The organism is Pseudomonas juntendi, assembly GCF_009932375.1.
Lineage (GTDB): Bacteria > Pseudomonadota > Gammaproteobacteria > Pseudomonadales > Pseudomonadaceae > Aquipseudomonas > Aquipseudomonas juntendi.
Genome location: NZ_BLJG01000095.1, coordinates 1 through 9,710, shown reverse-complemented (window position 1 = coordinate 9,710; position 9,710 = coordinate 1). Strand labels below are relative to the sequence as shown.

Sequence of the window (9,710 nt, the reverse complement as noted above, 5' to 3'; positions counted from 1 at the left end):
CAGGCTGTCGTTAGCAGACCAGGCTCCATCCTTGAATAGGTACTCCGCCTCATCCTCGGTATTGAGATACCTGTCGCCAACTTGCAGAGGCAGACCATTGTCACGCAATACCGGTGGCGTGGAAGACGGAGCCAGGAAGCCTGCAGTTCTGGCTGTAGCTACATCAGCAGCGTCTTCTGCCGCCTGCGCCGCCTCATTGGAAGCATCAAGCGCAGTTTGAATGGCTGTCGCGGACAGGGCTGTCTTGCCGGTGTTTACCGCAGTACCGCCCTGGTTCTGCCATACGGAGTAGATCTCGTCCGCATCGTTCGACTGCACCAAAAAAATACCCTGGTCAGCTGTAGCTGCGAGGCCAGCTGCCACATTCGGGTAGATGGTGGTGGAGATACTGATCTTTTCGGCGGCATCTTGCTGAATTTCCAGCACTACCTGCTTCAGGTTTTGAATGTCTCCCGATTGGGTAGGGATGCTGTCGGCATTCGCAGCATCGTTGGCGAAGCGGAAAACGATGTTGCTGCCGGCTTCCGCGCGCACAGTCGCGATCTCAAGGCGCTGAGTTTGATCAGCCATGTCATTTCCTTTGGGCGAGTTTGTAGAGCGCGCCTGGGCGCGGTCAGCGAAACGAGGTGTTAGGAGATCCAGCCGCCGGAGAAGAAGCTGCTGGTATCGTTGATGAGCATGTCGGCCACGGCATCGAAGATGGTGTCTACCTGGTCATCGTGGTCGTGGCTGTCGTCGGCCGTGAAAGCTGCGGCCTCGGTGAGGAAGGTGGTGACCCACTCAGTGGTGCACAGGTCCTGCCACCGGTGGTCTTTGACGTGTGTTATGGACTTGCCCTGCTCGTCGTAGATCGCAGGAACGAATACACGGCCGGACTTGAACCAGGGCACGGCATCCATGCAGCGGGTGACCTTGTTGGCGGCCGGGCCTCGCGGCTGGGGCTCGATCTGGATAGAGCCCTTCTTGCTGATGGTCTGGATCAGGCCGGTGCCGCTGGACTTGTCCTCGACACGCATGTAGCGCAGGGCCGCGGGCCGGAATTGGTCCCACGGCTTCCAGCGTTCCCAAACGCGCAGCGCCTCGGCCTCCAGATCGCCAGCGTCCCACTTACCGCGCACGATCTCGATGATGTAGAGGTTCCCGTCCACGCCCAAACCACAGTGGGCGAATACCGAGAAGTCGTGCTGCTCACCGGTCTTCTGCGCGGTATCCACATAGACGCCACGCCAGACCAAGAACGGCAGCTGCTCGTATGTCCTGAACCAGTCCGGGTCGATCATGCCGCCAGTAAGCGCCACGGGCTCCTGCTGGTACTGGCTGACCATGGTGTAGGCGTCTTTGTCCCACAGGGCCATCAGGTCGTAGACCGACTCTTTGGCCGGCCAGTAGGACCAATATTCGACGCCGCCTCGCACCACTGAAGGACCGCTGAACACGTCGCGCTCCGCGTGCTCGCGGATGCCTGGCGGCAGGCTGGCGATGTATTCGCGGGTCACCAGGGCCGGCACCTTGATGTGCGCGAAGTCCAGGCCCATGCCACCCTTGAGCAGAAAACCGGACACATCGTCCGTGTGCAGGCGCTGCTGGGTGCAGATGACTGGGGTATCAGGCGATGCGCGCCGGCTGCGCAGCGTGTTTGTCACGATCCGCTGGGCCTTGGCCCGCATGGTCGCTGAAAACGCGCTGTCGGCCTTCTCCGGGTCGTCCAGGTTGATGAAGCCGGTGAAGTCCTTGGAGATGTAGCCGCCCCTGCAGCCGGTGATCTGGCCGCCGGTGGAGCGACTGAACAGCTGGTGCCTGGTACGGCCCTTGCCGTCGATCAGCGACCAGTTCTCGACATCGGCCTTGCCCATTGAAACGGGCCAGAGCTCCTGGTATTCGGGGCTGGAGACGATCGACCGGATGCGGCCGGAGTTTTCAACCACCAGAGAATTGGAGTAGGACACGTTCAGCGTGCGCGTGCGGTCCCGCACTGTCATGGCATAGGCTGGAAGGTGGATAGACCAGTACTCGGTCTTTGTGCCACCTGGTGGCATGTTGAACACGACGTTTTTCAGTTCGCCACTGAGCACGCGCAGCGCTGTGTGATCCATATAGCGGTGGTGCCAGTTGCAGAGCATCTTCATGCCCTGGTTCAGCTGGAACCACACCCTCATGAACGAAAGCGGCGAGTGTTCACTTATGCTTTTGGCGGCCTGCTTCTCCTCGATGCTCATGGTTTCCCAATCGAGGAGCGCTGTCATAGGCGGGCCAGGACAGACTCAAGGGCTTCCTGGTCAACCTTGACCGTGGATTTCGTCTCGATGGGCGCACCATCCTTGCCGGTCAACTCAACAATCTGCTTGTCGAGGCCCAGGAGCTTTGCCTTGCCCATCGAGGCCGTGACCATGGCCGAGGCCTTGCCGGTCTCCTTGCCGAGCAGGCGAGCCTCTTCCAGCTCAGCCAGGAGCGTGTCCACGGTGATTTCGTGACGTTCCATGACCTTGATCCTTAATTCTTCGATACGTGCCTGAACGAGAGGGTTTTGTAGAAGGTTGTAACCCTCCCGCTGGGCTGTTTTGTCGGCCATGTTGGAGGTGTTGTAGGACCGCCGGTAGGCCTCGGAGGCATTCCCGGTCTCGACATAGGCGAGGCAGAAAAGCTCCATCTTGTCGGTGAAGCGTCTCTTCGCCTTGCGTTCCATATCTCACCTACGGGCTGATCAGTTTCCACTTGTAGCCGACCCACTTCGGCAGCTTGCCGGCAGTGAAGATCGGAGGCTTCGTTTCGGTGCACCTCGCTGGCAGCAGCCAGTTGCCAGGCACTTGCGGGTCGCGCTCTGCTAGGGTCTCGGCCAGGTAGAACCCGTTAAGGTCGTACTGGTAAACGATTTTCTGGTTCATAGGTATCGAATCCATCTCACCTGGGTCAGGTTTACCGATCTCGCTTCAGTGCCCCCATTGGAGCCGATGCTGACAGTGTGGGTGTGGGACCCGGCATCGCTGGTGTTGAGCGTCTGAGTTCCTTGCTCGATCTGGTCGCCAAGAACTGCATCGTCTTGAGGAACGCCAGATACCAAGTCACGAGGAAACGTCATTGTGTGCCGATGAAGACCGGCCGATCCGGTTGAGGCGCTATGCGAGTGACCGAGGTTTTGGCTGGGCTGAGGAACCCCATCCATGACCCTCCCGGTATCAACGCCCCTTCCGTCATCAAGGCAGCGTGGAAACATCCCGCGCCAGTCAGGAAGCCGGAACTCAAGGCTTGACTCACCACCAGTGTTGAACCTGGTCCCAATAACCGCGAACAACTTGGCGTAAGCTGACCGGAGCAACGTTGAACCGGTGCATTTCAGCCACCCAGGGTCAGGCGAACCGTTATGGGCCACATCCTTGTATTCACCAACGCTGAATGACGAATAGAGGCTTGCTCCTATCAACCTCCAGAACGTCGGGCTGCTGGCCGGCGGGTTGCCAGCGTTGTTGTTGGCGATCGACTCATAGAACAGGCCATCTTCTGGTGTGTAGCACGGGGCGCCCACGGAATAGATTGCTTGGGCGTGATACTGCATAACCCCTTTTCGTTCGAGGTCCTGCAGCGCCGAGTCAACCCGGTTGTGCCACCAGTTCTCCTGGCCCGCCGGCGGCGCGTCCTTGTCCTGACCGCCTTCCCAGCCCGTCACAATCCTGATTTCGGCCGGCTCTTGAAACACAGTGGAGGAACTCTGGCCCTCGACATTCTCTGCCCAGCGGCGGTTGAAAGGCTGTCGTGCCATCAGGAAACGTCTCCGGGCAAGGTGAAGTTGGCGTAGTTAAAGATCAAGCTTGAGGTGCGCTCTATCTCATCAATGTTGGTCGGGAGCACGTAGATTTGCCCTATGCGGGTACCCTGTGGCCTGGGGATGAGGTCGAAGTTCTCGAGCAAGAACTGCGTGGTGTTGTCCAGTTCGGAAGCGATGCCAATGTCGAACGACTTGTCACCATTGCTATTCAGGGCTGTGACCTTTACCCCTATAACGACCTCGAGCAGCTTGATGATGCTGTCGCTGGTACCGTCGCTGACGTTTCTGGCGATCTTCGCCTTGATCAGCTTGCGGTACAGATCATTGTTTAGGGGCGCATCGATCGACGCGCCGTCGCCGATGTAGGGCGCGACGTTGTAGTTGGTGTAGTTGTCGTTCCCGGCATAGCCAAAGACGTCATGGGCCGCGCCGCGCAGTATTGGCCGGGGCACGCCGACGATGCGGCCGATGACGTCCAAGTCCTCACCGGTTACCGTGTCGACGTCGTAGGCCGAGTAAATCTGGCTGATCGGCTGTTCAAGCTTCTCGTTGGCGATGGTCGGTGTCAGCGTGAGCCACCGCGTCATCCGCTGTTTGCCGCGGTACTGGTTGATGATCCGCTTCTTCGCGCGCGCTACGTGGTCCATTTTCATAGCGGCACCGATACCGTGATGTTGTCAGGGTCGAAGGTGGCCAACTCTGCGATGCCCGGCTGGATTGGCGTTACACCCTGGCTTACGGCGCTAAGACCAATCGTCAGGCTGGTGATGTAGCTGTCGCCGTACTGGCCAAGCACCTTGTTGACCGGGGTGTAAAGGCGCCCCACGGGCACTACCTCGCCAATGTCGTACCCACCCTGATTGAAGCCCTTCACCTGGTCGCCGGAGAACAGCTTCTTGGTCGAATCCTCGACGATGGCGTGCTTGATCCGCTCCTCGATGTCGCTTGGCAGGGTTCCCTTGCGCTGTACGGTGACCGAAACGTAGATAGGCAGAGCCACTGCGCGCTGGAAAGTCATAGTCTCGATGTTGCCCGTCGATGGCGAGGTGATTTGAACCTTGACGCCTGTCGCCCCCGGCGGATCAACCCAGGTATCGGTCTTGGTGCTGTAGCGGGGATACATCGGGGTGCCTGGGTTGTACTTCGAGTACATGGCCTGGCCAATGCCCTGGTCAGTGCCGCCGTTCACGATGACCGCGATGGCAGTGTATGGAATGCCGTCAGGGTCGGCCGGGTCGTCGCTGTTGTTCTCCAGGATCTTCACGTCGGTCACGCCGGCGACGTTTGCAACGGCTGCCAGCATGTTGTCCTTCATGTTGCTGCCGGGCAGAGATACCGAGTTGTTCCGGCGGGCGCGGAATTCAACGTCCGACTCGGCGTCTTCGCCTGGGGCAGCAGCAGCATTGGTAACCGAGGACCAGCCAGGGTACGGCGTACCGATCACTGTGAGTTCGCCGGCACCCGCCAGGACGCGGCCTGGCGTTACACAGGTCGCGAAGCCAGTGGCGCTCTGCGAGACGCCGATCACTATTGCCGCGGTGGTCAGCCAGAGCGTGTTGTCGATCCTGCTTCGGATCTGCGAGTTGGCCGGAAGCACGGTACCGGCCGGGCCTGTGATAGTGATGGGCGCGACCGAGTAGGTGGCATCGCGAATGGCCACGCCGGAGATCTTGCCGATGTTTCGCAGGGCCTCGCCGGTGGCGCTGTCGGGGTCCTTTGCCCGGTAGGCGGCCACGATGCCCTCGTCCAGGTTTGCCAGCATCTCGGCCTCGATGCCGATGCGCTGGCCATCTGGTGAGTCGGCATCGATGTTCCAGTCTGGGTCGATCGCCAGCGTGCGCGCATTAATGTCGGCCAAGTAGTCGTTGAGCGACGCGCCTGTGATGCCCTGGTCGGTGATCTCAGCCATTTAGACGATTGCCTGTACGAAGTTGATGTCTGCGCTCTCGCCTGAGGCGCTGGTGATGGTCGCGGCCACGGTCAGCTGCCGGGTTACCGCATCCGAGGTGACGCTGAAGGCCGTCATGCCCACGCACCCAGGGGTAAGCAGAATGCTCCGGCGGATGATCGACTCGCGCGTAGCCAGGCGGGACCCTTTGCCCAACACACCCCCGAACCAATCGGTGCCGTCAGCCGTATTCAGGAACCACTCGCCCAGGAAGAACTTGAGCCGGGTGCGGACGTTCTGCGCCACCTCTTCGGCTGAATAGCCGGTCAGCAGCTTTTCCTGGCCCATGGCCAGGTCGCCGTTGGCGTCGAGCTTGCGCACGGTCATGGAATGGGCACCCCGCTGGTTCCGGTGCCGGGCTGGACGCCGGAATGCTTGTGCAGCTTCAGGCTGATCGGCCCGGCGACAACGTCATTCGGTGTGGTGACCAGGCTGGCAGGGCTGATGGTCACCCCGTTGATGTTCACCGTGCCATCTGCGCCTATCGTGATGAACCCAGCGCCATTGCTGAGCGATATGGACGTGTCATCCTTCAGCCAGGCGTATACCGAGCCGCTGTTGTTGCGCAGGCGGATGCCGTCATTGGCAAAGTCGGTGATCGCCCCTGGAACGGATCGCACGCCGGGCATGAAGTAGGCATCGTTCATGGAGAAGCGCCTCGGCTCCGACTTGGCAGCCACTCCGCCCTGGTCGACCCAGGAATCGATGCACTCTTGCGAGAACATGATCGACCCCTCGACGCCTTCGGCCACCCGGCACTCCAAAGTTCCCCCGGAAGCGCCCCAGAATTGAACTGGAACGCGGACGATAGGCCGGCGTGGCTCGGCGTTGCCAAGCCGGTCTTCAATCATCAGGCCGATTTGGACCTGGGCCAGCTGCGTAGCGGGGTCGAAGCTCAGAACGTGCCCAGGAACGCTGGTGCGTACGTTGTCCTTGAGGTACTCGCCAAAGATCTCGCGCAGCATCTTGGCGAACTGTTCCCGTGTGCGGGAGGCCAATGGGTCTTTCATCGGGTCGCCCTATCAGAGATTCCAGACTGGGCCATCGTGTCGAGCCGCAAGCAGCTGATCTGGGTTTCCCACGGGTCGCCGTGGGTGTCACCGATGACGGCCAGGGAGTTGATGCGGTAGAAGCCCTCGCCGATCGTGCGGGGCACCTCGTAGAAAAAGGCCCCGGAGAATTCGAACTGCGGGGCCATGGACTCGAGTTTGATGGTGTCACCCAGCTTTAGCTTGGGGTTCAGGGTGCACCTGATTCCGACCTCGGTGTCGCTCACCACTGGGGAGCCGATCATTCCGCTGGCGGCACTGATCACGAACACTTCGTTGGGCATGGCGAAGCCATTCTTGATGATCTTGGTGGCGCCGTTCTCGATCATCCAGTCAAACCCCCAAGTGCTGGCGAGCTCGTTCATGCATGCGACTGGGCTTCCCTGGAGTACTGTGCCCCCGGATCGGCGTTTGAGGCCTGAGAAGTCCCCGAAAAACTGGATTTCCCCGCCAAAGCGCTCGGCGCACTCCTCGATGATCTGGACCGGGTCCGTCTCGGGGGACAGGGTCAGGTTGATGATTCGCTCGTCCCGCTCCTTGGCCTGTGAGCGGCAGAAGAACTTGACGCCCCGGGTTGAGCCGCCGTCCTCCATGACCTTCTGCACGTTGGTGATCTGGCCCAGGAACACGCTGCCGAAGGTGCTGGAATAGCCTGCCTCCAGCGAGATGAACTCGTATTTCTTGGCCGTGCCGTCGCCCAGCATCTGCCTTGTCGAGTAGTCGGACACGTTGTAGATCGTGATCTCGGCCACGCTGAACGCATTGCCGGCGAAGTGGATGATCTGGAACGTGATGCGCAGGCCGTCACCGTCAGGGCGCATCTCGTAGATCTTGCCGCCCGAGTCACGGCCAAGCTTCAGCCGGTACCGGCGCAGGTAGATTTCATCACTCATCGGACCACACCAGCGTATTGTCGATGCCCAGGTTGTTAGGGATCGGCTGCTTACCCTCAAGGGTGAGAGACCCGTAATTCACCTTGGGCGGCGGGTACAGGCCGGCCAGCAGATCTACACCTGGCAGAAGGAAGCGCCCTGACGTCAGGTTCAAGCCGGCAGCTGTACTGATGTTGACGCGGAAGACCTCAAGCCGGGCCATCCACTGCAGCTCCAATGTCAGCGTGTTGCTGCCTAGCGGGGCGCTGAAGGTCTGAGCCGGCAGGGGTTGAACCTCAACCCTGTACCGGCTCACTGGATCACCTCCACAGATGCAAACCCAGAAGAAACCATGGGGGCGCCCTGTGTGGCGACTGGGTCGTTCTGAAGCAGCTGGTCTGCTGAGGTCACGCCCCGGGTTACTTGGGAGCTGATGACCCTGGCCTGCTGCAGTTCGGCAACGAAGACCAAACCATCTTCATCATCGGGCCTCGTACGCTGATCCAGCCTGATCAAAACCATGTTCTTGAGCGTTTCGTACTCGGTGACCAAGTCGAATCGGGACCGCGATTGTAGGAGCGCCGTCAGGGCGGCCCAAGCGGTTGCGGCACGGGTAGCCTCGCTGCCCGACAGCAGGTAGGCCGAAACGGTCGATATCGCCGCCCCGGCCACCCCGCCAATGGCGCTGGAGATCGCGCCGACGCCCATCATGCCCAAGTCATCCAGGCCGATGCCCAGCGGAGTATTGGATACCGCACCGGTCAGCAGGTAGCGGTCAGGCAGCAAGCGGGCATGGTCGTTGCCGTTGGTGCCGAACTCCACAGGAAACTCGGTGAGCTGAACAGCCTTGCTGGTCGCCCCCTCAAGCTTGGCATCGAACTCAATGGGGCCAAGCATGGGCAGCGTTTTGGAAAAGATGCTCATGACCCCATCGGCAATACTCATTTTTCCGGGCTCCTGAAGTCTTGGGTAGTTTGGTCAATCAGCTTGCTCAGTTTCTCGTTCCACAGCTGCTCGACTTTTCCGGTATCCGCACCGTGGATATGGAACTGCCGGTTGTCCACGTTTTGCACTTGCTGAGCGGGTGCTGATGGGTTCGCAGCGGCGGATACTGTTGAGCCCGCAGGCGTAACGACATCGCTTGCCGAATACTGCTCTGGCGCCCGGCGCTGCTTTTTCGCCCAAGCGTCGATTTGCTCCAAAATGCTTGGGCCTTTCTGCCCAGACTTGGAAAGGTCAGCCTGGACCTTGGCCCATTGCTCGGGGTCGCGCAGGTCCACAACCGGAGCTGCAGATGCCGGCGCCTGAGGCAGTCCGTAGTTATCAGCGATGTCGCCACGCCGGGAAACCTCGCCATCGGCGTCTGCCGGGCGCTCGTAGTAACGCGAGACGATGCCCGCGGCCTCCCTGGCGCTTGCGGCCAACTTCAGGCGCTCACCAGCTGACTTTTCGGCCCCCTTGGTCAACTCGTGGTTGATGAACTCGAGCTGTTCGGTTGCGTTGGAGCTGCGAATGTCCTTGCCGGAGTACTTGGCGAAGTTCGCCTGCCTGTCCGGGTGCCACTGGGCCAGGCCGTAGGCATTTCCCCCGTCGCCAACGGCATCTGGTCGGAAGCCGCTTTCCTGCTCCAGGTTCGCCGCAATACCGGCGGCCTGCTCGGCAGACCATCCCTTGGCGCGGAAAAAGTCCATGACGGCTGCAGCAGCCTCAGATCCGCCCTTGCGAAGTCGGTTATTCAGCAGCTCCTGGTCTTCACCGGCGTTCAGGCTTCCGGAATACAGCAGCGCAGCCGCGCTACCACCTGCCACAGCCAGCCCAGATGCGCCTGCAGCCGCACCGCCCGCGGCCGCGCCGGCGGCACCAGCAGCGCCTGCAGCACCGCCCAGGCCTACCAGTGCACGCAGAGCGGCAAGCCCCTTCAAGGCGCTGGCGCCGCCCATGAGCACAAGGGCGGCTGAGACCAGTTCGATGTTTTTGGCAAGAGCACCGAAGAAGGCCTCCAGACCAGAATCCACCAGGTCCTTGTTGTCGCGGTAGAAGGCGGTGAAGTCCTCGGCCAACTCGGCAAAGGCCGGCACCAG

At 60.7% G+C, this 9,710-nt stretch carries 13 protein-coding genes; all 13 read right to left on the bottom strand.

Annotated features, from left to right (window positions below; all coding sequences use genetic code 11):
- A partial coding sequence (locus GYA94_RS13700) for a hypothetical protein (protein ID WP_161892499.1) occupies nt 1-570 on the bottom strand: 570 nt, incomplete at its 3' end.
- A 59-nt stretch (nt 571-629) separates the two neighbouring features.
- Entirely contained in the window at nt 630-2,243 is a 1,614-nt protein-coding gene (gene terL / locus GYA94_RS13695; protein WP_161892498.1) for a phage terminase large subunit, read from the bottom strand.
- A complete protein-coding gene (locus GYA94_RS13690) occupies nt 2,240-2,683 on the bottom strand; it encodes a terminase small subunit (protein ID WP_054912379.1) in 444 nt (147 codons plus the stop codon). Before GYA94_RS13690 ends, terL begins: the two co-directional genes overlap by 4 nt.
- 7 nt (nt 2,684-2,690) lie before the next feature.
- Nucleotides 2,691-2,882, bottom strand: coding sequence for a hypothetical protein (locus GYA94_RS13685; protein ID WP_161892497.1), 192 nt, complete (start codon nt 2,880-2,882; stop codon nt 2,691-2,693).
- Nucleotides 2,879-3,754, bottom strand: a complete 876-nt coding sequence (locus tag GYA94_RS13680) for a tail fiber protein (RefSeq protein WP_161892496.1) — start codon at nt 3,752-3,754, stop codon at nt 2,879-2,881. Before GYA94_RS13680 ends, GYA94_RS13685 begins: the two co-directional genes overlap by 4 nt.
- Nucleotides 3,754-4,413, bottom strand: a complete 660-nt coding sequence (locus GYA94_RS13675) for a baseplate wedge 1 family protein (protein WP_161892495.1) — start codon at nt 4,411-4,413, stop codon at nt 3,754-3,756. The genes GYA94_RS13680 and GYA94_RS13675 overlap by 1 nt, the downstream gene beginning before the upstream one ends.
- A complete protein-coding gene (locus GYA94_RS13670; RefSeq protein ID WP_161892494.1) occupies nt 4,410-5,669 on the bottom strand; it encodes a baseplate J/gp47 family protein in 1,260 nt (419 codons plus the stop codon). The genes GYA94_RS13675 and GYA94_RS13670 overlap by 4 nt, the downstream gene beginning before the upstream one ends.
- Nucleotides 5,670-6,035, bottom strand: coding sequence for a contractile injection system sheath initiator (locus tag GYA94_RS13665; protein WP_161892493.1), 366 nt, complete (start codon nt 6,033-6,035; stop codon nt 5,670-5,672). It lies immediately after the preceding gene.
- Nucleotides 6,032-6,718 carry a Gp138 family membrane-puncturing spike protein gene (locus tag GYA94_RS13660; protein WP_161892492.1) on the bottom strand — a complete coding sequence of 229 codons (687 nt, stop codon included), beginning with the start codon at nt 6,716-6,718 and terminating at the stop codon, nt 6,032-6,034. The genes GYA94_RS13665 and GYA94_RS13660 overlap by 4 nt, the downstream gene beginning before the upstream one ends.
- Complete coding sequence (locus tag GYA94_RS13655) at nt 6,715-7,650, bottom strand: baseplate hub protein (protein ID WP_161892491.1); 936 nt, start codon at nt 7,648-7,650, stop codon at nt 6,715-6,717. The genes GYA94_RS13660 and GYA94_RS13655 overlap by 4 nt, the downstream gene beginning before the upstream one ends.
- The gene (locus GYA94_RS13650; protein ID WP_161892490.1) at nt 7,643-7,945 is read right to left on the bottom strand and encodes a phage baseplate plug family protein; all 303 of its coding nucleotides are present in this window, start codon (nt 7,943-7,945) and stop codon (nt 7,643-7,645) included. Before GYA94_RS13650 ends, GYA94_RS13655 begins: the two co-directional genes overlap by 8 nt.
- Entirely contained in the window at nt 7,942-8,574 is a 633-nt protein-coding gene (locus GYA94_RS13645) for a phage baseplate protein (RefSeq protein WP_054914212.1), read from the bottom strand. The genes GYA94_RS13650 and GYA94_RS13645 overlap by 4 nt, the downstream gene beginning before the upstream one ends.
- Nucleotides 8,571-9,689 carry a phage tail tip lysozyme gene (locus tag GYA94_RS13640; RefSeq protein WP_255326932.1) on the bottom strand — a complete coding sequence of 373 codons (1,119 nt, stop codon included), beginning with the start codon at nt 9,687-9,689 and terminating at the stop codon, nt 8,571-8,573. The genes GYA94_RS13645 and GYA94_RS13640 overlap by 4 nt, the downstream gene beginning before the upstream one ends.
- Nucleotides 9,690-9,710: the final 21 nt, after the last annotated feature.